General features: G+C 63.6%; 18 protein-coding genes. 6 read left to right on the top strand and 12 right to left on the bottom strand.

Annotated features, from left to right (window positions below; translation table 11 throughout):
- Positions 1 to 148 precede the first annotated feature (148 nt).
- The 7 genes from B9Y86_RS07620 to B9Y86_RS07590 all read right to left on the bottom strand — a co-directional run bounded on the left by B9Y86_RS07620 (position 149) and on the right by B9Y86_RS07590 (position 7,438).
- The gene (locus B9Y86_RS07620) at positions 149 to 1,096 is read right to left on the bottom strand and encodes a hypothetical protein (RefSeq protein WP_139824804.1); all 948 of its coding nucleotides are present in this window, start codon (positions 1,094 to 1,096) and stop codon (positions 149 to 151) included.
- 3 nt (positions 1,097 to 1,099) lie between these two features.
- The gene (locus B9Y86_RS07615) at positions 1,100 to 1,867 is read right to left on the bottom strand and encodes a PoNe immunity protein domain-containing protein (RefSeq protein WP_085484601.1); all 768 of its coding nucleotides are present in this window, start codon (positions 1,865 to 1,867) and stop codon (positions 1,100 to 1,102) included.
- 39 nt (positions 1,868 to 1,906) lie between these two features.
- A complete protein-coding gene (locus B9Y86_RS07610; RefSeq protein WP_139824803.1) occupies positions 1,907 to 4,108 on the bottom strand; it encodes a hypothetical protein in 2,202 nt (733 codons plus the stop codon).
- Entirely contained in the window at positions 4,101 to 5,252 is a 1,152-nt protein-coding gene (locus B9Y86_RS07605; RefSeq protein WP_139824802.1) for a DUF6507 family protein, read from the bottom strand. The genes B9Y86_RS07610 and B9Y86_RS07605 overlap by 8 nt, the downstream gene beginning before the upstream one ends.
- 351 nt (positions 5,253 to 5,603) lie before the next feature.
- The gene (locus B9Y86_RS07600) at positions 5,604 to 6,671 is read right to left on the bottom strand and encodes a DUF6177 family protein (protein ID WP_085484595.1); all 1,068 of its coding nucleotides are present in this window, start codon (positions 6,669 to 6,671) and stop codon (positions 5,604 to 5,606) included.
- An 80-nt stretch (positions 6,672 to 6,751) separates the two neighbouring features.
- Positions 6,752 to 7,066, bottom strand: coding sequence for a pore-forming ESAT-6 family protein (locus B9Y86_RS07595; protein WP_085484593.1), 315 nt, complete (start codon positions 7,064 to 7,066; stop codon positions 6,752 to 6,754).
- A 36-nt stretch (positions 7,067 to 7,102) separates the two neighbouring features.
- Positions 7,103 to 7,438: a hypothetical protein gene (locus B9Y86_RS07590; protein WP_085484591.1), complete on the bottom strand. Its 336-nt coding sequence runs from the start codon at positions 7,436 to 7,438 to the stop codon at positions 7,103 to 7,105.
- A 138-nt stretch (positions 7,439 to 7,576) separates the two neighbouring features.
- Between B9Y86_RS07590 and B9Y86_RS07585 the strand changes: the two genes are divergently transcribed.
- The 5 genes from B9Y86_RS07585 to eccCa are packed head-to-tail and all read left to right on the top strand — an operon-like array spanning position 7,577 to position 14,772.
- Positions 7,577 to 8,554: an FHA domain-containing protein gene (locus B9Y86_RS07585; RefSeq protein WP_085484589.1), complete on the top strand. Its 978-nt coding sequence runs from the start codon at positions 7,577 to 7,579 to the stop codon at positions 8,552 to 8,554.
- On the top strand, positions 8,554 to 8,832 hold the full coding sequence (locus B9Y86_RS17530; RefSeq protein WP_085484587.1) for a hypothetical protein: 279 nt from the start codon (positions 8,554 to 8,556) through the stop codon (positions 8,830 to 8,832). The genes B9Y86_RS07585 and B9Y86_RS17530 overlap by 1 nt, the downstream gene beginning before the upstream one ends.
- Positions 8,829 to 10,139, top strand: coding sequence for an EsaB/YukD family protein (locus B9Y86_RS07575; protein ID WP_085484585.1), 1,311 nt, complete (start codon positions 8,829 to 8,831; stop codon positions 10,137 to 10,139). The genes B9Y86_RS17530 and B9Y86_RS07575 overlap by 4 nt, the downstream gene beginning before the upstream one ends.
- On the top strand, positions 10,139 to 10,897 hold the full coding sequence (locus B9Y86_RS07570; RefSeq protein WP_085484583.1) for a hypothetical protein: 759 nt from the start codon (positions 10,139 to 10,141) through the stop codon (positions 10,895 to 10,897). The genes B9Y86_RS07575 and B9Y86_RS07570 overlap by 1 nt, the downstream gene beginning before the upstream one ends.
- Positions 10,894 to 14,772 (top strand): type VII secretion protein EccCa, encoded by a 3,879-nt coding sequence (gene eccCa / locus B9Y86_RS07565; RefSeq protein ID WP_085484581.1) that lies wholly within the window; start codon positions 10,894 to 10,896, stop codon positions 14,770 to 14,772. Before B9Y86_RS07570 ends, eccCa begins: the two co-directional genes overlap by 4 nt.
- A gap of 8 nt (positions 14,773 to 14,780) precedes the next feature.
- Here the strand turns inward: eccCa and B9Y86_RS07560 are convergent, their stop codons facing one another.
- The 5 genes from B9Y86_RS07560 to B9Y86_RS07540 form a co-directional block, all read right to left on the bottom strand.
- The gene (locus B9Y86_RS07560; protein ID WP_085485330.1) at positions 14,781 to 16,820 is read right to left on the bottom strand and encodes an acyl-CoA dehydrogenase family protein; all 2,040 of its coding nucleotides are present in this window, start codon (positions 16,818 to 16,820) and stop codon (positions 14,781 to 14,783) included.
- Positions 16,821 to 17,112: 292 nt separating this feature from the next.
- Positions 17,113 to 18,231: an AI-2E family transporter gene (locus tag B9Y86_RS07555; RefSeq protein ID WP_085485328.1), complete on the bottom strand. Its 1,119-nt coding sequence runs from the start codon at positions 18,229 to 18,231 to the stop codon at positions 17,113 to 17,115.
- A 49-nt stretch (positions 18,232 to 18,280) separates the two neighbouring features.
- The gene (locus B9Y86_RS07550) at positions 18,281 to 18,991 is read right to left on the bottom strand and encodes a lysophospholipid acyltransferase family protein (RefSeq protein WP_085484579.1); all 711 of its coding nucleotides are present in this window, start codon (positions 18,989 to 18,991) and stop codon (positions 18,281 to 18,283) included.
- A gap of 71 nt (positions 18,992 to 19,062) precedes the next feature.
- Positions 19,063 to 21,057 (bottom strand): DNA helicase RecQ, encoded by a 1,995-nt coding sequence (gene recQ / locus B9Y86_RS07545; RefSeq protein WP_139824799.1) that lies wholly within the window; start codon positions 21,055 to 21,057, stop codon positions 19,063 to 19,065.
- A 110-nt stretch (positions 21,058 to 21,167) separates the two neighbouring features.
- Positions 21,168 to 22,145 carry a type IV toxin-antitoxin system AbiEi family antitoxin domain-containing protein gene (locus B9Y86_RS07540; RefSeq protein ID WP_139824798.1) on the bottom strand — a complete coding sequence of 326 codons (978 nt, stop codon included), beginning with the start codon at positions 22,143 to 22,145 and terminating at the stop codon, positions 21,168 to 21,170.
- A 233-nt stretch (positions 22,146 to 22,378) separates the two neighbouring features.
- Between B9Y86_RS07540 and B9Y86_RS07535 the strand changes: the two genes are divergently transcribed.
- Positions 22,379 to 23,272 carry an EamA family transporter gene (locus B9Y86_RS07535; RefSeq protein WP_085484575.1) on the top strand — a complete coding sequence of 298 codons (894 nt, stop codon included), beginning with the start codon at positions 22,379 to 22,381 and terminating at the stop codon, positions 23,270 to 23,272.
- The last annotated feature ends 25 nt before the right edge of the window (positions 23,273 to 23,297 follow it).

The following is a 23,297-nucleotide window of genomic DNA, read 5'->3' as shown; positions in this document are numbered from 1 at the left end:
CTCGAGTTGACCTAATTGCTTGCGACCTCTTGCTCCTTGTTGAACGGCAACTCGGCCCTCTCGCCAAGAATTACAGCCAGTTCATCATCTGACGTTGGCCGATTCACCGCTCTCATCCGAAAAGCTGCATCCAGTGGCGGCCGGCCGACTAGCCGAGCGCTTGTCTGACCTGGTCTCGGGTGGGGAACCCCTGCGTGACATACCGCTCAGGGTTGGTTGTCGCTGGCTTCAGCAGCGATCCGAAGACAGCTTGAGCACGATCCCACGCAACACCAACCGTTTCACCGCCAGGTCTGATCAGCACAATCTCGTCAACGATCGGAAGAGCGATCCACGCGCCCTCGGTCCATGACGCAATCGACAGCATCTGCCCTTCAGGGTTCTTCACCAACTGATAGTCAGCGACATACACGTCATGGCCCTGCCCCTTGTAGACACCGGCTAACGCTGGGCGCTGTCTCGAATACAAACCTGCTGCAAACAAACGAGAGATCACCCCGGCCGTACCATTCCGGACAACCTCAACAGGCCATTCCACGGCAGTCCACGAGTTCCCGTCCCACCGCTGCGGGGTGATCGACTCGACGCGCACGCCCGAACGCAATATCTGCTCCACGGTTGCGGCCATCACGAGCAGCCCATCGGGGGAATCCGCACCGCACACCACGGTCATCGAGGCGGTGGCAGCTAATACAATCGGTGCGCCCGCGATGGGTAACGACTCCGCGAGAACCGGGTGCCGCCACACGGCCGCGTACTTCTCGTCGTTGATCAGAAAAGTGCCTTCAGCCAGAAGGGCCAAATCGAGCTCACGATCCAACGAATTCTTCACGGCGCCGTCGAGGGCCTGCTCCAAAGTCACTCCCCACTGAGAAAGTGTGGCCGCACTGACCTTGGCGTAGCCAGACTCCAGCCCCACCGACACACCCAGCTGAAGATCCCGCGTAACCGGCTGCAACGCCGGATACCCGGACTCAGCCTTGGAGCTCACCAACTCCAAATACTCGATGGATGCCTGAGCCGCCCCATACACGCGAGGCAGCAACCACGGCCGAGCCTCAGCAAAGCTGCCAGGAACAGAACTCAGACCACTCACTCTTCACTCCTCATCAGGATGGACAAGATCAGCGGGATAAAACTCGTTGTCGCGAAACGACGAATCATCAATACCCAGCAACTTCACCACCGCAGCAGCTTCGAAACACCAGTACCCACCATAAAACAGGCCACCGACGTCAACGATTTCGTGTGATTTCCACCACGTCACGCCTTTGTTCTGCTGATGCCACACTTTCAAGAAGGCCAGCATCAACTTAGGCCGCTTCGACTCCTCCGCCTGAAACACAGCCAACAACCGGCCATACGGCCGCGGCCACGCCAAATGCACCGGAGCATCCGCCGCCAACGATGTCTGCCCCGACGCAATCAACTCGAACAAGGTGTCGCCGCCCGCATCCGAGGTCGCTTCACTAATCTCACCGGTAGGCAGATCGAAGATCACCGCGAGCGACAAAATCTCTAATGCGTCAATGTAGTTATCGCGCTGAGTGCTGAAATTATGCCTAATCTTGATTGTTTCAGCCGGAAGAATCCGAACGTTTGTCGCCTTTTCGATGACCAGCGCACGGATCGCTGCGGGCACCAACTCACGGATATCACTGACGGGAAAGCCCATCGAGTAGGCATACTTCACAAGCCCGAGATGCGAACTCGCGTAACCTCGAATCTTGTCCAGAGCTTTGCGCGGTTCTCTTTCCACATCCACGAGGCCATTCACAACGGCAAGACTGCGGCTCACACCGTACTCCTGATTCTTTCGGTACTTCTCGAAGTACTCTTCACTCGCCCGAGTGTCTCTCATGCGCATCAGAAGGCCTCCTAACCGTGTGCGACGAATACTTCATTTTCACAGTTTCGGAGTCGCTCCCCGAACCACGTAGCCCCCATAATTTAGAAGCCTCGGCGTCACGACACCGAACCGATCAATCTTGGTCATCACGAGCGTGACGTCATTCCTCTCGAGGGCACCCTTGATCGCGTCAGCCAATTCCTTGTTTCCCTGGACAGCATTAGAAATGCGGTCTATTCCTCCGGCACCTCCGCCAGTAAGCCAAGGTTCTGACATCTGGCGCCCATCGAGTGCGCCGCCTTTCAGCCCTGCCGTTCCGAACTTCGCCTCAACGATCACAAAGTGACCATCAGGACTCCGGTAAATGGCGTCGATTCCGTTATGTGAAACGTTGGTGTGTGGAATATCGATCCGCTCGTACCCCTTAGCGCGCATGTATGCGTCTGACTGGGCCTCACCGAACTCGCTCTTCTCGATATTCGTATAGGTCCTATTGGGGTCAAGCACCTCAGAAGTAGGGTTCCACGGCAACGCATCCTCAACGGTACGGTCCGGCCCGTGATTACTCGCCCCACCGTTCGTCCCTGCATGATCGGGGCCCGTGCCAGCTGCACCGTCTGACCCAGCATGGCCTGCTTCGTCATGCCCCGAATCGTGACCAACCGCTGGGTCGCTCTGATGCTCGCCCGGCGTGGAGCCCGCCATCTGAGCATCGTGCGCGGCCTGCTGGTCTAGTAGTTCTTGACGGCGTTCGGGACTGAGCTCGCCGTACTTGCCTTCCTTGATCGTGCCGTCACTGTTGTAGTTCCGCGGATCATAGCCATCGGATGGGCTCGTGCCGTGCGTACCCGAGGACCCACCGCTGCCGCCGGCATGCCCCACCCCAGAGGCAGTACCCACTCCCCCGTCGCCGGTCATGTGCGTCACGCCGTCTCCAACACCGGCGATGCTGGGCTGCCAGACGGGTAGATGCGGTTTCACGGCCGCAGCCATCTCACGCGCGAGAGCAGCGGGTGCCTGCCTGGCGGCTTCGAGCACTTTCAACGCATCGCCGACGCCGTTCGCACCTGCCCTGAGACCACCCGAGATCGCTTCACCAGCCGGGCCGCGTATCTTCGAACCGACATCGATGAACTTCTCGACGAGCGCTCCAACTTTGGCGCCAGCCAACGCCTTGGCCGCAGCCCCGGCTCCACCCGCAGGAATTGCAAGCGAACCGACGTTCAGGATCACATTCGTCGCCGCCTTACCGGGATCGGTCCGCCAGGTGTCCCATTGAGTGAAGCCACCAACAGCACCTGCCAGCTGATTGCCCGCTCCGTTGACGAAATCATCTACCGGTTTGAGTAGCTCGGGACGGTCTTGGCCCATCGCTTTCGAGGCTGCTGCTGAGGCCTGCCATGCCCATCCGGCGGGTGATGCGAATAGCAGGAGCCCTGCAGCCGTCATCCCCAGCCCTGACCAGGCCGCTCCGGCCGTGTCCCACGATTCTTTCCCCGTGTAGATGTCGTATCCGCCCAGCGATGTGATGCTGTTCACGCTGTCGCCGAACCATTGGCCGATGGCATTTCCTATGTTTTCGCCGCCGCATGACGGTGGCGTTCGCGATGGCCCCCAAGAGAGCGGCACGCCCGGCGTGTTCAGATCGTCAAGGCTGGTCGGTACGTATGGCGCCTTGAATAGTTCCTGCACGGTTGGATCGATCGCGTTGAGCGCGTTGACTGCTTCTGCTTGGGCCTCGTCAAGCTTGGCGACTTCCGCGTTGACAGCGTGTATCAGTTCAGTGTTTCGCCGCTTCGTGGCGATGTCGTCGGACCACAGGACATCTTTGGTGTAGTTCGCGACTCCAGTCGTACTGCTACTGGCCGACTGCTCGATCATGCCTCCGTGAATCGTGGAAACAAACGTTGTGGCATCTTGATAGAGGTCTTTGAGTTGATTCACTGGACCTGTGAGGGCATAAGCAAGTGTGCTTATGGCGCTGGAAGCCTTGCTGTATGCCGTGGCGAGATCGCCGGTGAGTACGCCAACGCCACGGTTTCCTTTGACGATCATGAACAGTTCCGGGGCCTCAGGCGCGTCATACACTCCCGCCAGCCCACCCCACTCTGTTTCGACTTGCACACCCTGCTCGCGTATCGATATAGCGGCGGTGTTGAACTTGTCGGCGAGCGAGTGAATGTCTTTGACCTCTATCGAACGTCCGGGGATTTTCTCCGGCTGGATGAGGTCATACGTGGGGAGTGGCCCGTCAGACATGGCGTCCTCCACCGAAGAGTCGTCTTAATTGATCGGGACCAAGCTCGACCACCAAGGGGCCGCCTTCAAACTCCAATCCCGAACTCGACGCCACATGATCCGCGGGAGGTCCGCCAGCCGCGGCGTCCCCGAGCGAAGTCGAGATTGACTGATCGGGACCATGGTCGACCGCTAAGGGACCGCCTTCAAACACCAATCCCGAGCTCGATGCCACATGATCCGCTGGAGACACGTCGACCGAGCTGGTCTCAGGAAAAGCCGGGGCTAATTGGTCGGGGCGAAGCTCAACCACCACGGGCCCGCCCTCAAACTCAAGTTCCGAGCTCGACGCCGAATGGTCCGCGTCAGACACGTCGGCTGCGGCGTTGTCAGGCAGTATTGGGATGGATTGGTCAGGACGAAGCTCAACGATCAGAGGCCCGCCATCAAACACCAATCCCGAACTTGACGCCACATGATCCGCGGAAGACACGTCGGCCGAGGTGCTCTCAGGAAAAACCGATGCTAACTGGTCAGGGCGAAGCTCAACCACCACGGGCCCGCCCTCAAACTCAAGTTCCGAGCTCGACGCCGCCTGGTCTGGCTCCTGAGGAATCAGGAACGTGGCTTCCCGAATGCCCGAGTCAACGACACCCGCAGATCCCCCGGCCATCGAGACCCCGTTCTGAGCGCTATCCGGCGTGGAAGATGAGGCTCCCGCCACAACCGCTTGATTGTCCGCGTCAGACGGATCCGCTCCGTCGGCATAGGACGCAGTCGTTGACTCTTCGGGTGCTTCAGGTGGGATGTAGCGGCCGGCGCCTGTGGTGAAGTAGTCGAAGTTTCCGTCGAGGGCGGCCTGCTCGGCTGCGTGCACCGCGTTGACCGCCATCTCCTCGTCACCCTGGATGTACGCCATGGTTGTCGTAACTGCTGCGTTGACGCCGGCTGCAATGCAGTTGCTAATGGATGCGATTGTGTCCTGCTCACGCTCAAGAAGACTGCTCAATGCGGCGCCGACCGCGCCCAGGTCATCGTTAAGTCCTGTGGACTGCGGTAGGTCTACGGTGGCCACGCCTGACAGCGTCGTCGCCAGAGTGGTTCCCTGCTCCATGACTTTCGCAAGTACGCCTTGGACGCCGGCCGGATCGATGTTGTAGGTCATGATCTGCTTTCAGACAAGTGTTGGCGGTTTGCGGTCACACGCCCCTTGCACGCCGTGGCGACTCGCTCTAACAGGACCGCCACGTCTCGGGGGCTGCTTTCCCATGGTGCGAGTGCTTCGGTCCAGAATCGTTCGCTGTGTTCCGTTGCTGATGCGCCGAGAGTGATGGGGTCCACCCTGCGTGAGAGTTCGGCGCTCGGGAGGATAGTCACAAGCGGCAGACCGTCAGGGAGGCTGATCTGAAGCGTGTCAGTTCCTCCGATTCCGCGGATGCCGTAGTCAGGGTCGACGGAGTTCGCTGCCAGAAGGATCTCGGGCAGCCCAACAGGTAGCTGGGTTTGAAGGATGTACTCATGCGGCATTGGTAGCTCCAAATCCCATGGCGCGAGCAACCAGTGTCGGATCGAAATGGGACGCGGCGGCATTGAGCTGCTCCCAGGCGGTGGCCGGCTCTTGGTCGAAAGTAAGGAGTGCGCTTGGTGTGCGAGGTCGCCCAAGGCTGACGGCGTCGAGTTCCTCGGCCAGGTTGGCGACGTTGATCGCGGTATCTCGAATTGCGCGTGCACCAATGAGGACCGCAATAGGCACAGGCGCGCCTGTTGAGGCGAGTCCGAAGCTTAAGTCCTGGCGGCCATGCACACTGAACGCTGATCCGAACACGATCTGGTGTTCCGTCGCAAGGCTCTCGAACAGAGTATGGATCGTCGGGACAACGGGGATTGTGGTCGGGACCGACACGAGCACCCGCAGGTTTTCGGAGACACCATGTTCGGTCCGCGAGACTCGGGCAGTCGCGGAGAGACGGCCGACGGCGTTGCCGCAAGCAGCGACGTAGCGCACCGTCTCCGGCATCTGCGTCCGAACGCTTTCGGTCAATTTTTGCGCGTCCCACTCATGTGGCAGGGGTTCGAACTGGCCCCATGACGAGAGTGGTGAGCCCGTCATCGGTAGCGCGAGAGTCTCCAGAGCCCCGCCAAGAATCGTTTCGAAACGAGCGCGGTGGTGGACAATCAGGGTCAGCAGCACCAGCTTGGCAGCGGTCGAGTGTCCGCTGTCACGGTTCGCAGCGAGTGCACCTGTAGGACCCAGTATCGGCGCGGTACGTTGCGATACGGCGTCATGAATAGTGGATGTCTCCACCCCCGTAAGGCCGTTGACGAAGCCTCCGTCCAAGCCACGGACCAGCCACACGGCACCGAACTCGCCGACATATTGCAGCATCGGCCAAGTCAGGCGCGCGTACGCCTGCGTCACGATGACAGGTACGACGCCGGCACGGTTGGCGTCGACGAGTAGGCCGATTCGCGCTACAGAGGCGTGGACGAGTTCACGGTCCGTGAAGAATGCAATCCACCCGTCGCCGTATTCGTCAACAAAGGGATGCCTCAATGGCGTCGGCTGAGGATCAAGATCAATCATCGTGAGTATTTCCGAGTGTCGTCCAACGAACCGCCCGGCACGAGTTACATGCTTCGGGTTCGTGCACGCCGTCGGCTTTGTCAGCCGATGTTGCCGACGGCAGACTTCGCCTTCTGGATGGCCGACTGTGCCGACTCGTCATTCTGCTCGAGGCTCTTACGCACCGTGTCGACAATCTGCTTCACGCCAGCAGCCGCGTTCTTCCAACGCAGCTCTTTCGCCGCATACTCGTCCGAGACACCGTCGGCCTGGTAATCGGCCATGGCGTTACGCACGTCGGCATCACGCTGGTCGATGAGGGCCTCGAGGCGCGCGGCGGTCTGGAGGAAGTTGTCTTGCGCGTTCTGGGATGCTGCAACGTCGTAGTCGCGACGGTCTGTCTGGTTACCGGACATGGTTGTCTCCTAAAATCTCTGTGCGCTAGCTACTGCTTAATGGGAGCCGCTGAAACGGGCGGCGTCGAAACTGACGGATCCCTGCGTGGAGCGGGTCTGGTCGGCCATGTCGCGGTCGCCTTCTTGGAAGGAGCGGTCCATGCCGGCGACCCCGGCGAGCACAGCAGCGAGTGCGGCGTTGAGTTCGGCGGAGATCTGGTCGGTGTTCGCTTTGAACTGATCGAACGCAGCGCGGCCCGCACCATTGAACTTTCCTTCGAGCGGCGCACCCGCCTCCGCGAGCTGGCGCACGAGAGCACCGAGGTCATCGCTCGATGTCGACGTCTTCTTGGTGAGCTGTGTGAGCACATCGGCTCCCATGGCAAATTTCACGATCGATCCAACCTCCGGTTGTTGTTCCCCAGAACGGTGATGATGCTGATAACGAAGCTGAGCGTAACCCAATCGGGTGTCAAATCTAAAGTGACGAATGTCATACTGTTGCCACTGGGGTCGCGGAAGGAATAGTTAATGAGCCGAGCGACTCATCTCGATCCGTCGAGTTCGCACTCTGCGCCCAGCCGCCGGTCACTGCGAAAGCCGGGTCCGTCGCGCCTGGGCTCCCCTGCAATTTCGCCCTCGCGAGACGTTTCCCGCGCGCGCCCGGAGCAGATCGTCTACGGGGTCTGCATCGACATCTTCATCGCCATGATCTGTATCGGTGGATGCGTCGCCGCATTCATAGGAGCGGGGAAAGGTGCGGGCTCTGTCGCTCTGGTAGCTCTGCTTTTCATCGCCGGTGTGCAGTTTCATTTCTGGGCATCCCGAGGTCAGACCTGGGGCTGGATGCTTGCAGGGATTCGACAGGTGACAGATCACGACGGCGCCCCACTGGGCTACGCACAGCTCGTGCCGCCGCCGCCGACGTGGCTCGCAGACATCCGGCAGGGACGCGACCCGATCACTCCGACACTTGCCGTACCCGCGCTACTCCCGTATGCGGAGTTTGGGAACACCACCGAATCCTGGACTCCCTCGTTCACTGTCTCCGAGGTGCCACCCGCTCCGCGGGCGAACGTCGATCACCGAACAGCTCAGAGCAGATCGGATACGGCCGACGTAGACCTGACGATTCTCCGGCCCGCCCGAGGTGATGCGCGGCGAATCGTGGTGGTCGACGGCAAGTCGCGACACACGATGGCTCCGCGAGTTCTCGTTGGGCGAAATCCCACGGCTGCTCCCGGTCACTCGATAGTCGCTATTGCCGACTTATCGCGCATGATGTCGAAGAACCATCTACTCCTCGAGACCACACCGGAAGGCGATCTCTTCGTGACTGATCTGGGGTCGACGAATGGAACCACGCTGGTCAGGGCGCCACAAGAGACCCTGCTGCCCTTGATTGCGCAGACCCGAACTCGACTCGAGCTGTCGGATGTTCTTCGCATTGGTGAGCACACCCTCGCTTTCGTGGCACCGGAGACCAGCACCGGGCGAGGTGGTGAGTAGTGGCGAAACACGACGACCAGGCTCTGCTGGAGTCTGTGCGAACCCACCGAGAGCGGCTGCACGGCGCCTTCCTGCACGGAGCGCTCGGCGCCCGACGCAGCGCACGTTCGCTCGTTATGCGGTTGATCGTCGGCGTCATCCTCGGAGCTGTGGCTTCGGCGGCCTGCGTGGGAGTCGGGTTCGTCACCGACCTGCTCAGCAAACAACAGCAGACTCAGCAGAACACCACATCTGTGATCAGCCCCCAGCCTTCCCCCAGCGAGGAACCCCAGCGATGAGCACATTCACTCGAATCACCGTCATCGGCACTGTGAAGAAGGCCACTCTCGTTCTGCCCTCGAGCGAGCCGGTCGGAGTTCATCTGGTCGACATCGCGGCTTTACTCGACGAGCCCGTTGGCGCAGAGGCCGGTGCACTGACCTTGGTGACCCCGGTGGGAGTCGAAATCGACTCCGCACTGACCCTCTCTGATCAAGAGGTCGTCGACGGAAACGTCTTACTTCTGATTCGCACGGAGGATGCGCCGGCTCCTCCTGAGATCACCGACGTCACCGATGCCGTCGCCGAGCTCCGAGACACCACCGCACGCGCCTGGTCGGATAGACACAGGACGACGGCCGGAGCGATGGCGACCGCTGTACTCGCGGCAGTCTCGTTGTCGACCGTCACGCCCTCCGCCGCCTGGATCGCGTGGTGCGCGTTCATCGTGCTCGCCTTCGGCTCTGCGGCCCTCGGTCTCGCGCGGCTTCGGGCCGCAAGCCTGCTGATGGCGGGCGGTGCTCTCGGTTCGTCCGTTGTTCTGGCGGCGCTGGTCTCGACCGATCTCTCAAGAGTCGCCGCTTTCGCACCGCTCTACGTCGCAGTCTTGTCGGGCCTCGTCTGGTTCGCCCTGGGCTGCTGTTTCGGAGTCGGACGCCGCGAGCTGTCAGCAGGAGTCGGCGCCGGCATTGGTGTGCTCTTCTCGGCGCTCAGCGTCATCTTCTTGACCACCGGTGTGGGTGTCACACATTCGGCGGCGATCATCGGCCTCGTCGCGGTGGCCGCTCTCGGGATGCTCCCCGCTCTGGCGCTGACCGTTTCGGGAACGACAGCTCTGGATGACCGAGTCATCGCGGGTCTACTCCCGGGCAGGGACACCGTCGAACGAACGGTGACGGCCGCATACGGCGTGTTCGCCTGGACGGTGTACGCGATCGCCTTCTGGCTCGCGTTCACGGCCGCCTGGTTGGTCGCCCAACCCGACGTGTGGTCGCCCCTGCTCGGCGCGGGCATAGTCGTGGTGACACTGCTCCGCACCCGCGTGATGCCCCTGGCGACGCAGGCGTGGCCGGTATGGGCGGCCGGGGCGGTCGGAGTTCTCGCCGGAATCGTGTCGGCTTCCGCCGCGCCGAGCTGGGTTCAGGTCGTGATTCTCGGGGTTTGTGCGGCGGCGGTGGTCGCAGCGACCCTAGCCAGCCCATCGGTTCAGGGGCGCATCCGGCTGCGTCGTCTCGGCGATCAGCTCGAGACGCTCGCCGCGCTCTCTCTCATTCCTTCGGTTCTCGGCGTCTTCGGCGTCTACGAATTCATGCTCGGCGTGTTCTGATGAGTGAGCCCAACGCGCTCTCGCCTACTTCTCTGTGGGAGACGGCAACAAGTCAGAACGCACTGGAGAAATCCCTCGCAGACGTTGCTGTGTCAGTGCCCACCGTGCGACGAATAGCTTTTCTGACGCCCAGTGCCGACGTCGACACAGCGTCGGTCTGTCGGCTGACCGCGCAGACCCTTGCGAGACACCGGTCGGGCCGAGTCGTCACCACGAGCCAGGTCGCCGGGCCGGAGATCGCCGCCCACTCGATCCCCTCGGCAGAGCAACTCTCAGCGTTGCCGACGTCGCTGCACGAGAGTCTGAGCCTCGACCGCCTCGTCTGGGTTGCCGATCCCGACATCGATGACCGATTCTTCGACATCCACTGCATCGATTGGGGAATGCAGGGCCCGGCGACTGGAGCGCTCGAGGCTGCAGCCTCCGCCCATGCGATCTGCGTCGTCGCCCCCTTCGACAGACCCACAGCAGAGAGCGCAGTCGCCCTCGCGACGGCTCTTGCAACCCGAACCGACAGCACGCCGACCGTAATCGCTTTCACTAACGCGACCCGGCAGCGCGGTAGTTGGGCGCGCAGCGTGGGGCCCTACCTCTCTGTGCCGAGCATCGTCTTCGACCGCAGTCTCACCGGCCCCGAGAGCAGGATCATGCGCAGAAGAAATCAACGAAGCCTGACCTATCTGGCGGCTGCACTCCTGACGGCGAGCCTGAGACCGGGTGCGCCGTCGCCGGCCAGAGCGCACGAGGTCGAACGATGAGCGCGATCATGATCCACCGCCCAGCCCGCGTGACCGAACCCGTCACTCCGCCAGAGCAGCAGGTTCTCGCGGTGCCGCCGCCGCTCGGCGATGCGCCGGTGGGAGGGCTGCCGTTGCAGTCCCTACTGCCGGTTCTGGGGTCGATGTCGTCGATCACCATGATGGTCGTCCTGCGCTCCAACCCGATCATGGTCGTCGTCGGGGCAATGGTTCTCGTCGTCGCCCTGACGGGCGGGGTCGGGATGGCGCTGTCTTCGCGGGGTCGGCAGGTTCGCGCCCGCCGTCACGCCCGCGAACGCTATCTGGACTACCTCGAGAACATTCGCAGCGAGCTCCGCAGCTCACGCTCTCGCATCCGGCGTCAAGCTCTGACCGTTCACCCAGCGCCGTCGGAGCTGTTCGATGTCGTTCCCGACCCGGCGCGAGTGTGGGAGCGCAGACGCACCGACGCGGACTTTCTTCATGCCCGCATCGGCACGGGGATCCGCACCTGGTTCACTCTGAGCGTCCCAGAAGACCCCAATCCCGTGCAGCCCTTCGATCCGATCATGGCGAGAGAAGCACGCGGGGTCTCGTCGAATTACGCGCATATCGGCGGCATGCCCGTCTCGATCGACCTCACGGCGACGCCGGTCGTCTCGATCGTGGCCTCGCCCGAGCAGGGCCGGCACATTGCCCGCACCATCGTCGCGCAGCTGGCGGCATTCCATTCCCCCGACGATCTGCAGCTCGGGCTCGTTGTTCCTCCCGACGCCCGAGGCGCGTGGGACGGCGCCGACCTGCTTCCGCACGCGCAGATCGATGGGCAGTGGGACGGCCCGCTGCCCCTTCGCCGTGTGGCAACGACAACCGAGGGTCTGGGAGCTCTGCTTCGAGACGAGTTCAGCGCCCGCTTCACCAGAATGGCCGCAAGTCGAGGCGGCAGCGATACGCCGGATGCTCCGCTCGCGCTCGTCATCGACCACAGCACGTCACCGGTCGGCTCCCTCGGAATGCCGCTCGATGCACTCACTCGTATCGGGGTCGTCGTCATCGCCGTCGTGTCCGACCGACTGCACGAACCCGGCGAGACATCGCTTCGCATCGTCGCCGATGAGGCGAGCGGCACCGTCACGATCCAGTACCCCGGCACCACCGACCAGCCGAACGTCGAGAACATCACTCCTGACTCGCTGCCCGTCGCCGCCTTCTCCAGGCTGATGTCGATGCTCGCTCCGCTTCAACTGACCACGGCATCTCGCCACGAGGCCGGCACCGTACGAGACATCAACGCCCTCGAGCTCCTCGGCGTCGATGCTGTCTCAGAGATCGACCCTCGCCGCTGGCAGGCTCCCCGCACGGCGGCAGAATTCCTGCGAGTGGCCGTCGGCGGCGATGACACCGGCAATCCTGTGCTTCTCGACATCAAGGAATCCGCGCACGGCGGCATGGGGCCGCATGGAATCTGCATCGGCGCGACCGGTTCGGGCAAGAGCGAGTTTCTGCGCACCCTCGTATTGGCTCTCGCAACGCAGCACAGCCCCGACGACATCTCCATGATCCTCGTCGACTACAAGGGTGGCGCCGCGTTCAACCCCTTCGCCAGCCTGCCTCACATCGCCGGTCTCATCGACAACCTCGAGGGCGAAGCCGGCCTCGTGGAGCGAGCCCGCGCATCCATCGCCGGTGAGGTCGTGCGCCGACAGCAACAGCTGAAAGACGCGGGAGCCCTCGCATCCATCACCGAATATCGGGCCGCGCGCGCCGAAAACCCCTCGCTGCCCCCGATGCCGCACCTCTTTCTGGTCATCGATGAGTTCGGAGAACTCCTCACTGCGGAGCCGGAATTCATCGAACTCCTGCTGACGATAGGCCGCATCGGTCGATCCATCGGCGTGCACATGCTGCTCTCGAGCCAGCGCATCGAGGGGGGCAAACTCAAGGGCCTCGACAGCTATCTCTCCTACCGCATCGGCCTCCGCACCTTCTCCGAGCAGGAGTCGCAGGTCGTGCTCAACACCCCGGATGCCTTCCGGCTGCCACCCGTTCCCGGCTACGGCTATCTCAAAGTAGACACCACCGTCTACACCCGATTCGTCTCAGGCTACGTCTCCGGCCCGACGCCCGGCCCGACCATCGACCTCGACGACGACTCCATCGGCGCATTCGCGCTGCCGCCGACGAATACCATCGAAGCTCAACTCGCTGCCTCCCGCGGAAGCATCGCGCCCGTTATCCAGAACGACGGACCGGCTCTCATCGATGACGCCGTCGCCCGGCTCAAGCCTGGCATCTCGCCGACAACTCCCGTCTGGCTGCCCCCCCTGCCCGAACGACTTCCCCTCTTCCACGTGCTCAACGAGACCAAGAAGCGGCTGCTGCGTGTTCCCATCGGTCTCATCGACGATCCCACCCACCAGCATCAAGGCCCGTGGAACATCGATCTTGCAGCCGCCGGCGGACACCACGCGATCATCGGCGCACCCCAATCAGGGCGCTCCACATTTCTGCGCACCATGGCGGCGGGCATCGCCACGACCCACACGCCGACCCAGGCCACGATCTACGGGCTCGATCTCACGGGATCAGGCCTGGCCCGGCTCGAACCGTTCCCCCACGTCGGAGGCATCGCGACCCGGCAAGACACAGAACACCAGGTTCGGCTCCTCGAGGAACTCCACGCCATGCTCGCCGTACGCGAACGTCTGTTCCGCGAGCATCGCATCGAGTCTCTGCCGCAACTGCGAGCACGTCACCAACGCGGAGAACTGCCCCAACTGATCTCACCCGATGTGATTCTGCTCGTCGACGGCTACGGACTCATCCGAAGCGACTTCGAGCACCTCGAGACCTCCATGACCGACCTCCTCACTCGAGGCGGCTCGTTCGGAATCCACCTCGTGGTCGCCCTCACCCGCTGGGCCGAACTGCCGATGAGGCTCCAGCCTCTGATCGGCAACAAATACGAGCTTCGCCTCAACGACCCCTCCGAATCCACGATCTCTCGCAAGCTGTCGACGACGCTCAAGCAGCCCGGACGCATCCTGACGACCGACAGTCTCTTCGCCCAGCTCGCCATGCCCACCATCGACGATGTGCCCGACGAACAGACGGGAGACGCACTCACCGCTCTTGCCACACGAACGGCAGCATCGTGGAGCGGGCCATCGGCGACACCGATTCGGCTCTTGCCCGCGAACCTCGACCCGAGCGAGCTGCCCGACGAGTTCGATGAACCCGACCGCATTCCCATCGGTCTGCGCCAAGACACCATGGAGCCTGCGCTCGTCGACTTCGCGGGCCGCGACCAGCACCTCCTCGTACTCGGCGATCCCGAATCCGGAAAAACAACCCTGATTCGCCAGATCCTCAATGGACTCGTCTCACGCAATACTCCGGAAGAGATCGTCATCGCCCTGATGGAACCGCGTGGCCATCTCGCCTCCACCCTTCCCGACGAGTACCTCGGCGGCCACGCAACCAACGGCGCCACGGCCAAGGAACTCTCCGCAGCTCTCGCCCTCGAACTCACCAAGCGACAGCGAGGCGAGTCTCCCACCACCCTCAGAATCGTCGCTGTCATCGACGACTACGACATCGTCGCCGCCGGCAACACCGGCCCCCTCGACCCGCTTCTGCCGTTCCTGCCACAGGCACGCGACCTCGGCCTCAGCATCATCCTCACAAGGCCCGTGGCCGGATCAGCCCGAGCCCTCTACGAGAACACTCTGCAGACCATCAAAGACATGGGCGCCACAGGAATTCTGCTCTCGGGCGAACGAGCAGAAGGACCCCTCTGGCCCGGCGTGCACGCGACCCCCGCCGTGCCGGGCCGTGCACGAATCATCCGGCGTGCGGAGCCGGCTCGCCTCATCCAGATCGCGCAGGCGTCTTAGCCCAGGAGCTAGATGCGTTCCTTCTGCTTCTTCGACAGGGTCTTCTCATCGATGGGAGCCTCGCCCGAGGCTCGCTGCTCGGCGTAGTAGTCGCGTGCCTCCTTCTGGCGAGTCGCCTCGGCGCCCGTCGCGATCGACGCGCGGATGTGCTCGGAGCCGTACCCGAAGGCATCCACCAGGTCTTGGGCGTGCGGCCGGAGCCGCGCGATCAAACGATCGATGTAAGCCGTCACTGCCTGGGCTCGCTTGGGCGAGAGGCGTCCGTTGATGAGGTACCAGGCCAGGTGCTTCTCGACGAGGCCGAGACCGAAGAGGTCGCGCACCCAGGTGAGCACCACGCGGGTGCCCTCGTCGTCGATGTGGTCGAGGGCGTCGGTGAACGCCTCCCACTGCAGCAGCTCTGCGTGGGCTCGAGCCGCGTCAATGACGGCGCTCTGGTTGGCGTTGAAGAGATCTGCGGCGACCTGCTTCGACGCCTTCGTTCCGGGGCGCAGCCGGCCGGCCACCTCGGCGACCATGGTCTCGACGCGATCGGTCAGCAGGGCGCGCTGGGCTCCGGGCTCGCGCAGCTGCTCGACGCTTCGGGCTACCGATCCCCGGTCAGACAGGTTCTGCGCAAGCGTGCGCAGGCCCGATCCGCTGACCGTGCGATCGGCGGCCTGCTCGACCACGTAGCGGGCGAGCACGCCCACATCGGCCTTGGCGAAACGACGGCTGTAATCAGTGAGCAGGCGCTTGGCGACGAGCTGCAGCAGTACGTGGTTGTCTCCCTCGAACGTGGCATACACGTCGAGGTCGGCGCGCAGTCCGACGAGACGGTTCTCGGCCAAGAAGCCCGCGCCGCCGCACGCCTCGCGTGCCTCTTGCAGGGTGTCGAGAGCGTGCCACGTCGAGAGCGGCTTGAGCGCGGCGGCGAGAGTCTCGAGATCCTGCCGGTCGGCATCCGTGTCTGTAGCACCCGAGAAGACGCCGTCGAACTTGGTGAGCAGCTGCTCGTGCGCGAAGCTCGCCGCATAGGTCGTTGCGATCAGGGGAATCAGCCGGCGCTGGTGCACCTGGTAGTCGAGGATCACCTCTTCATCGGTGTCACTGCCGGCGGTGAACTGGCGACGCTCATTGCCGTAGCGAACGGCGATCGCCAGCGCGACCTTGGCGGCGGCGACCGAGGCGCCGTCGAGCGAGACGCGGCCCTGCACCAGGGTGCCGAGCATCGTGAAGAAGCGGCGGCCTGGGCTCTGGATGGGCGACGAATACGTGCCGTCGACATCGACATCGCCGTAACGGTTGAGCAGGTTCTCGCGCGGAATTCGCACGTTCGTGAAGTGCAGTCGGCCGTTGTCGATGCCGTTGAGTCCGCCCTTGAGGCCGTCGTCTTCGCCGCCGACACCGGGCAAGAACTGCCCATCGGCATCGCGCAGCGGCACATAGAAGGCGTGCACCCCGTGATTGATGCCCTCGGTGATGAGCTGGGCGAACAGAACGGCGGCCGTTCCGTGAACAGCGGCGTTGCCGAGGTAGTCCTTCCACGCGCCGCGGAACGGAGTGTCGATCACGAACTCCTGGCTGCCCACGTCGAAGGTCGCGGTCGTGGCGATGGCGGCGACGTCGGAGCCGTGACCGGTCTCGGTCATGGCGAACGCGCCGGGAACCTCGAGGCTCATGATCGCGGGAAGGAACTTCTCGTGGTGATACTGCGTGCCGAGATGCAGCACCGCAGCGCCGAAGAGCCCCCACTGCACTCCCGACTTGATCTGGAGCGACGGGTCGGCCGTGACGAGTTCTTCGAAGCCCGCGATGTTGCCACCGTGGTCGTCTTCGCCGCCGAGGCTCTTGGGAAATGCCTTGTGCACTCCCCCGTGCTCGACGAGCAATCCGAGCTGGTGGAACACGGTGTCGCGGTGCTCCGAGAGCGTCTGGCCGTCGACCCGCTGCATCTCGGGGCGCCCGGTGAGCGCGCGAGCGGCGATGCGAGCATCCGCCCAGGTGCCCAGCAGGTACTGGCCGAGCGCGGCCGTGTCGATGCGAGCATCCGCTTTGTCGATCGTCATGCTGCCCGACGCCTCGTCGAGCCTCTCGCTGTCTTCGATCCGGTCTGCGAGCTGCGTAGAGCTGTCGCTGTTCGTCTGGTTCTTCACCGCGTCCACCATCATTGGCCTCTTCCGTGCGCTGTCAGCAAATCTGCATCCACGCTACGAGCGGCCTCTCGGTCACGAAAATTCACCGTCCGTGCCCTACAACGACCCTTCGCCGAGCGAGGCGCGGCGTTGATGAAATCTACAGACGAACACGCAGAACGCAGGCGCTCCTCCACAACCCTGCGGAGGCGAACCGACGTGACTCCTACTTCTGTTCCTGACGGGGGAACACGATCTTCTGAATGATGATGATCGTCGAGGCGGCTACCGGGATCGCCACCAGGGCACCGAGAATCCCGCCCAGAGTTCCTCCGGCGACGGCCGCGATCACGACCACCGCGCCGGGGACCGAGACAGCGCGGTTCATGATGCGTGGGCTCAGGAAGTACGCCTCGACCTGCATGTAGACCAGGTACCAGATGAGGGCGACCAGAGCGGTCAACGGCGACGCGAAGAGGCACGTCAGAACGATGATGATCGAGCCCGTAAGCGTTCCGACGAGCGGAACCAGCGAGAAGAGGAAGGCGATGAAGGCCAGAAGTACGAACTGGGGCGCTCCGATGATCCATAGGAAGATCGCGCTCAGCACACCGTTGACCGCAGCCAGCGACACCTGCCCGACGACGTAGCGACCGACCGCTGAGGTGATGTCCTCAGACACATCGATGAAGCCCGCGCGCTTGCTGGCCGGAACGAATCGGTACGTGACGCGCTTCATCGAACGCAGCGAGGCGAGGAAGTACAACGTCAGAATCAGGACGACGATCGCGCCCGTCACACCGCTCGCGACTCCTGCGCCCACCGCCAGGATGCCGCCGCCCAGGTTCACGAAGTTGTTCGGGTCACTGACGAAGTCGGTCACACTCTTGGCCACCGAGTCGAAGTCGACGACCCCGGAGAGCTGCCGTTCCGTCGTCTTCACGAAGTCGCTGTCGACGACGCGATTGACTATGTCGGGGAAATTGGCGATGAGATTCGACACCTGCTCCACGATCACGGGGATCACCGTGAGGAGAAGGCCCGCGAAGGCAAGAATGACGCCGGCGAACACCACCAGGATCGCCGCCCAGCGGGGAAGCTTTCTCTCGAGCCACGACACGAGAGGGTCGAGCCCCAATGCGAGAAAGAGCGCAACGCCCACGTAGATGAGAACCGTGGTGAGCTGCCCGATGATCCCGCCGATGAGAATCGAGACGAGCACTCCGAGCCCGCCGACGAGCCCGATGCGGAACGCATTGACCCTGACCGGCGGAAGGGCCGCACTACCGGGAACGACGATGTCGGACTGGGGTTGCTGCACCTCTGGGGTGCGGCGTCTCTTCATGTTGAACATTCGGTTCCCCGTCTTGTCGTCTCTGCGCGCTCACCCCACCTTAGGAGGGTCTGTTGCGGCCGAGTGCGCGCTTGACTTTCTCGATCGCCGACGCCGCCGGAACCTCGTTGTACACACCGGCCGGCTCCTGGCCCGACATACGCTGGATGTCCTCCATCAGCGCGTCGGTCAGCTTGCGTCTCGCGCGCGCGGAATTCGGCTGGCCGTACTCGGATGCGTCGATGGGACGACCGAATTCGACCGACACTCTGTGCAGCCGGGGAATCGTCGAACCCACGGGCTGCAGCTTCTCTGTGCCGATCAGTGCGACGGGAACGATGAGGCTGTTGGAACTCATTGCCAGCCAGGCCGCGCCCGTGCGCCCCTTGTAGATTCGTCCGTCTCGTGACCGGGTTCCCTCGGGGTAGATCGCGAATGCCTCGTCACGCTCGAGGATGGCGAGTCCCGCGTCTAGAGCGTCTTGCGCGGCCTGACCTGCACCACGGTCAACGGGCACCGCGCCGATAGCCGAGAAGAACGATTTCGAGAGCCACCCTTTGGCGCCCTCTCCGGTGAAGTAGTCCGACTTCGCGAGGAACGAGACGTTGCGCGGAGCGACAAGAGTGAGAACGACGCTGTCGATAAAGCTGAGGTGATTGCTCGCAAGGACAACGCGACCGGTGCGTGGCACGTTGTCACGGCCGGTCACCTTGGGACGGTACACCGCTCGAGCCACGGGAGCGAGAAAGGCGCGGCTGAGGAGGGTAAGCATCCGCCCAGTCTCGCAGAGCACCCATAGCTCTCAGGGCATGCTCTGCGATACGCACTGTATCTATGCTCGGATCAGGATATTGCGTCTCCCGCGACGACGGCGAGCAGAGCTTCGCCATACTTCTGCAGCTTGGCTTCGCCGATTCCGGTGATGCCTCCCGCCTGGGCGAGCGAGGTCGGCCGCTGGGTGGCGACAGCCCGCAGGGTGGCATCGCCGAAGACGATATAAGCAGGAACCCCTTGCTCTCGAGCCTCGCCCGCACGCCACGCTCGCAGCTTCTCGAACAGTTCTTGATCGGCCGGCGCCAGTTCAGCCGTCGCCGCCTTCGACTTCGACGAACCCGACGATCGCACGCTGCGCGCAGCTCGTTCGGCTTCCCGCCGCATCGACACCGGATGCCGACCCGCGAGAACCTCGCCGCTCGCCTCGGTGATCACCAGGGTTCCGTAGCCGTCGTCATTCACGGCGAGCAGCCCTTGCGCCAGCAGCTGGCGAACTACGCCTCGCCACTGTTGATCGCTGAGATCTTGTCCGATGCCCCAGGTCGAGAGGCTCTGATGATTCAGCTGGGTGACCCTGTCGGTGACCTTGCCTCGCAGAATGTCGATCAGTTGACCTGCACCGAATCGCTGGTTGCGCTCGCGCTGCAGCCGCACGACGGTCGACAGCAGCTTCTGCGCTGCGACCGTGCCGTCCCACGACTCGGGAGGCTCGAGGCAGGTGTCGCAGTTGCCGCACGGAGTGGACTGCTGGCCGAAGTAGCCCAACAGGTTGACCCGGCGGCAGTGCACGGTCTCGCAGAGCGCAAGCATCGCGTCGAGGTGGGCGGAGAGCCGCCGGCGATGGGCGAGGTCTCCGGGAGACTCGTCGATCATTCGACGCTGCTGCACGACGTCTTGGAGACCGTAGGCGAGCCAGGCCGTGGAGGGGAGGCCGTCGCGGCCGGCGCGACCCGTCTCTTGGTAGTAACCCTCGACGCTCTTGGGCAGATCGACGTGGGCGACGAAGCGCACATCGGGCTTGTCGATGCCCATGCCGAAGGCGATGGTGGCGACGATGATGATGCCGTCTTCGCGCAGAAAGCGAGACTGGGTGGCTGCCCGCAGTCGCGAGTCGAGGCCCGCGTGATACGGCAGCGCCTTCAACCCGTTGTCGGCGAGGAACTGTGCCGTCTTCTCGACGGTGTTGCGCGAGAGGGCATAGACGATGCCCGAGTCGGTGGGGTGCTCGCCCTTGATGAGTGAGAGGAGCTGCTTGCGCACCTCGCCCTTGTTCTCGATGCGGTAGCGGATGTTCGGGCGGTCGAAGCTGGCGACGAAGTGCTTGGCCTGCTGCATGCCCAGGCGTTCGGTGATCTCGGCATGCGTGGCCTCGGTGGCCGTGGCCGTCAGGGCGATACGGGGCACGTCTGGCCACCGCTCGGCCAGCTCGGAGAGAGCGAGATAGTCGGGCCTGAAGTCGTGGCCCCACTGCGACACGCAGTGGGCCTCGTCGATGGCGAAGAGCGCAATCTCTCCCTGCGCGAGAAAACGCTTGGTCGCCTCGTTCGAAAGACGTTCCGGCGCGACATAGAGAAGGTCGAGCTGCCCGCTGAGGTAGGCGTTCTCGACGCGTGCCCGCTCTGCGGCATCCTGCGTCGAATTGAGAAAGGCCGCGCGAACGCCGACCGCCGTCAGCGCGTCGACCTGGTCTTGCATCAGGGCGATCAGGGGCGAGATGACGATGCCGGTGCCCGGGCGCACCAGCGACGGAATCTGGTAGCACAGCGACTTGCCGCCGCCGGTCGGCATGAGCACGACCGTGTCGCCGCCGTCGATGACGTTCTGGATGATCGCGGCTTGGTCGCCGCGGAAGGTCTCGTACCCGAAGACCCGCTGCAGGGCCTCGACGGCCGTCTCTGGAATGGCGACGGGAAGGTGAACCGGCGGCGGCGCCTGCGTTACTTGCGTTGCCTGAGCTTGTCGAAGGGAAGGACCTTCGTCGTAGTACGGATCGTACGGCGGCTCTTCATCGAGGGGCGGTGGCTCCGCTTGCGGGTCCCAGGGGATTTCAGCGTTCCACGTCACGCTCCGAAGTTTACCGGGGCGATCCGACGTCGCTCCCGCGAGCGCGGGTGTTGCCGCCGAGCGCGGTGGCGCAACCACCACGCCGGGCGAGAACTCCCGCGCTCGATCACTCACCGCGGCGGCATAACGAGGAAACCGTCGGGGTGGCCGAAGGGAAGCTGAGGAACTCCGAGCGCGAGAAGCCGACGGCACAGAGCGCCAGCACTGTTCGCCACCTCCCACGGCCAGCGCCCGAACCCGTCGCTCTGAGTTCGCAGCCAGTCCTCTCTCTGTTTCTCGTCCCAGAGAGCCTGCGCAGGTGTGCGCCCTCGCAGGTATTCCGGATCGGTGAACTTGATCCGTCCGTCGACCTCCCCGATGCGTCTGCACCGTTTAAACCAGAAGTCGACGAAGTACGAGTGGCCCGAGGGGTGCACGAACTCCTGCTGAAGAATCGGCCGAGGAAATCGGTGCCGCGCCATGTTGACGAGACTCACCGACTCGGCGACAGAACCGCTGAGCGGGGTCGCGAACTCGATGACGCCAGAAGCCTGACGCGAACCACGGAGGGGCAACAGCTCGCTCAACACGGAGCGAAGCTCCTCTCGGGTCACCAAGCCGCGATGCAGGGCGAAATCGGCGGCAGCTACGCCAGAGACGAAGGTCGACTGTGCAGCGACGTCGACGATCGTTCGCGCGATATCGGTGACGACGAGGCCCTCTGCGGTTCTGACGAGCGTCGACGGCATCCCTACCGCGTGACGACGAATCCCTGGATCGGATCGACCGCCGGACGAGCGCTCCGCGAGAACATGCACGTCTCGCGGCCAGGGGCCGACGATCGGAAGCCCCCACAGCACGGCCGCTGAGTAGCTGGAGAAGACGGGCTCGATACGTCGGGTGCGGGCGACCGCAAAAACCTGCATGCGGTATCTCGCGTCGAAGTCCATCGATCTCCAGGTCGACGAAGGAATGTAGACACCTCGACGGATTTGCAGGAGCTCCCCACGAGCCGCGAGACGACTGAGCCGGGAGTCACCGCCCATCAACTGGTTGCGGTCTCGGGTCACAAGAAGCGCATCCTCGAGATGCATCATTGGCGCAGTCATAGCTTCACCCTGTCGGAGAGCAACTGCGCACGACGCGGACGACGCTGAACTGTGGAAGCCCGTCTCCGTTCGTCACCTGTGATGGAGAGGAGCCACGCGAACACCCATTCTGCGAGCGCGGGTGTTCCCGCCGAACGCGGCGGCGCAACCACCGCGCCGCGCGCGAACTCCCGCGCTCGGCGACGTCGCTCTCGCGAGCGCGCAATGAGCGCGCGCGACTAGGCTCGATCTCCATGCTCGTCACAGCGCTCGGACTCGTCGGCGCGTTCGTCTACGGCTCGGCCGACTTCCTCGGCGGTCTGGCCTCCAAGCGCCTCTCGCCCTTCGCCGTCACCGGCATCGCGGCGTTCTCGGGGCTCGTGGTGCTGCTCGCCGTCTACCCGCTCGTCGGCGGCGAATGGTCTGCCGATGCTGCCTTCTGGGGAAGCATCTCAGGGCTCTCCGGAGCAATCGGCATCTCGTTGCTCTACGCCTGCCTCGCAATCGGGCCCATGAGCATCCTCTCGCCTCTGACCGCGGTCGTCTCCGCCGTCGTTCCCCTTGCCGTCGGTCTGAGCCGCGGTGATGCGCTCAAGCCCGTCGGCTACGTCGCCCTCGCTCTTGCGCTGGTCGCCGTCGTCCTGGTGGGCTTCGTCCCAGAGAAAGGGGCTGTGCGTCCCACCCTTCGTGGGGTTCTCATGGCCATAGGATCTGGCGCGACGATCGGTATCTTCCTCGTCGCCATCGACATCGCGCCAGCCGACTCGGGGCTCGTACCTCTGATGTTCAACAGAGCAGTGAACGGCATCATCATGGTTGCGATCGTGGTGACGACTCTCGCGGTCGCGCGCCGGCGATCGGATGCCGCCGCCCGGCCACCCGCCGCATCCGACGCGCCCGCGCGGGCCGGCCTTCGCACCGCCCTGCTACTGGCCCTCGCGTGCGGCGTCGCCGACGCGGCGGCCAACGGCCTGATTCTCACCGGGCTCCGGCTCGGAGAACTTTCGGTGATGTCGGTGCTCGTCGCGCTCTACCCGGCAGGAACGATCGTGCTGGCGGCCCTCGTACTCAAGGAGCGCATCGCTCATCTGCAGATCGTCGGGCTCGTTCTCGCGATCGCCGCGGCGGGCATGCTGTCGCTCGCCTGAGGCGATGATCATCGCCGATTAGTTT

Origin of the sequence: Agreia pratensis, assembly GCF_900177685.1 — a bacterium.
Lineage (GTDB): Bacteria > Actinomycetota > Actinomycetes > Actinomycetales > Microbacteriaceae > Agreia > Agreia pratensis.
Note: the sequence above shows the minus strand (reverse complement) of the source record. Positions and strands in the feature narration are given on the sequence as shown.

Bases quoted from the DNA above. Each gene is read 5' to 3' on its own strand.
- B9Y86_RS07615 (WP_085484601.1), bottom strand. From the start codon at position 1,867: ATGCGCATGAGAGACACTCGGGCGAGTGAAGAGTACTTCGAGAAGTAC.
- B9Y86_RS07610 (WP_139824803.1), bottom strand. From the start codon at position 4,108: ATGTCTGACGGGCCACTCCCCACGTATGACCTCATCCAGCCGGAGAAA.
- B9Y86_RS07605 (WP_139824802.1), bottom strand. From the start codon at position 5,252: ATGACCTACAACATCGATCCGGCCGGCGTCCAAGGCGTACTTGCGAAA.
- B9Y86_RS07600 (WP_085484595.1), bottom strand. From the start codon at position 6,671: ATGATTGATCTTGATCCTCAGCCGACGCCATTGAGGCATCCCTTTGTT.
- B9Y86_RS07595 (WP_085484593.1), bottom strand. From the start codon at position 7,066: ATGTCCGGTAACCAGACAGACCGTCGCGACTACGACGTTGCAGCATCC.
- B9Y86_RS07585 (WP_085484589.1), top strand. From the start codon at position 7,577: ATGAGCCGAGCGACTCATCTCGATCCGTCGAGTTCGCACTCTGCGCCC.
- B9Y86_RS07575 (WP_085484585.1), top strand. From the start codon at position 8,829: ATGAGCACATTCACTCGAATCACCGTCATCGGCACTGTGAAGAAGGCC.
- B9Y86_RS07570 (WP_085484583.1), top strand. From the start codon at position 10,139: ATGAGTGAGCCCAACGCGCTCTCGCCTACTTCTCTGTGGGAGACGGCA.
- eccCa (WP_085484581.1), top strand. From the start codon at position 10,894: ATGAGCGCGATCATGATCCACCGCCCAGCCCGCGTGACCGAACCCGTC.
- B9Y86_RS07560 (WP_085485330.1), bottom strand. From the start codon at position 16,820: ATGACGATCGACAAAGCGGATGCTCGCATCGACACGGCCGCGCTCGGC.
- B9Y86_RS07555 (WP_085485328.1), bottom strand. From the start codon at position 18,231: ATGAAGAGACGCCGCACCCCAGAGGTGCAGCAACCCCAGTCCGACATC.
- B9Y86_RS07550 (WP_085484579.1), bottom strand. From the start codon at position 18,991: ATGCTTACCCTCCTCAGCCGCGCCTTTCTCGCTCCCGTGGCTCGAGCG.
- B9Y86_RS07540 (WP_139824798.1), bottom strand. From the start codon at position 22,145: ATGACTGCGCCAATGATGCATCTCGAGGATGCGCTTCTTGTGACCCGA.
- B9Y86_RS07535 (WP_085484575.1), top strand. From the start codon at position 22,379: ATGCTCGTCACAGCGCTCGGACTCGTCGGCGCGTTCGTCTACGGCTCG.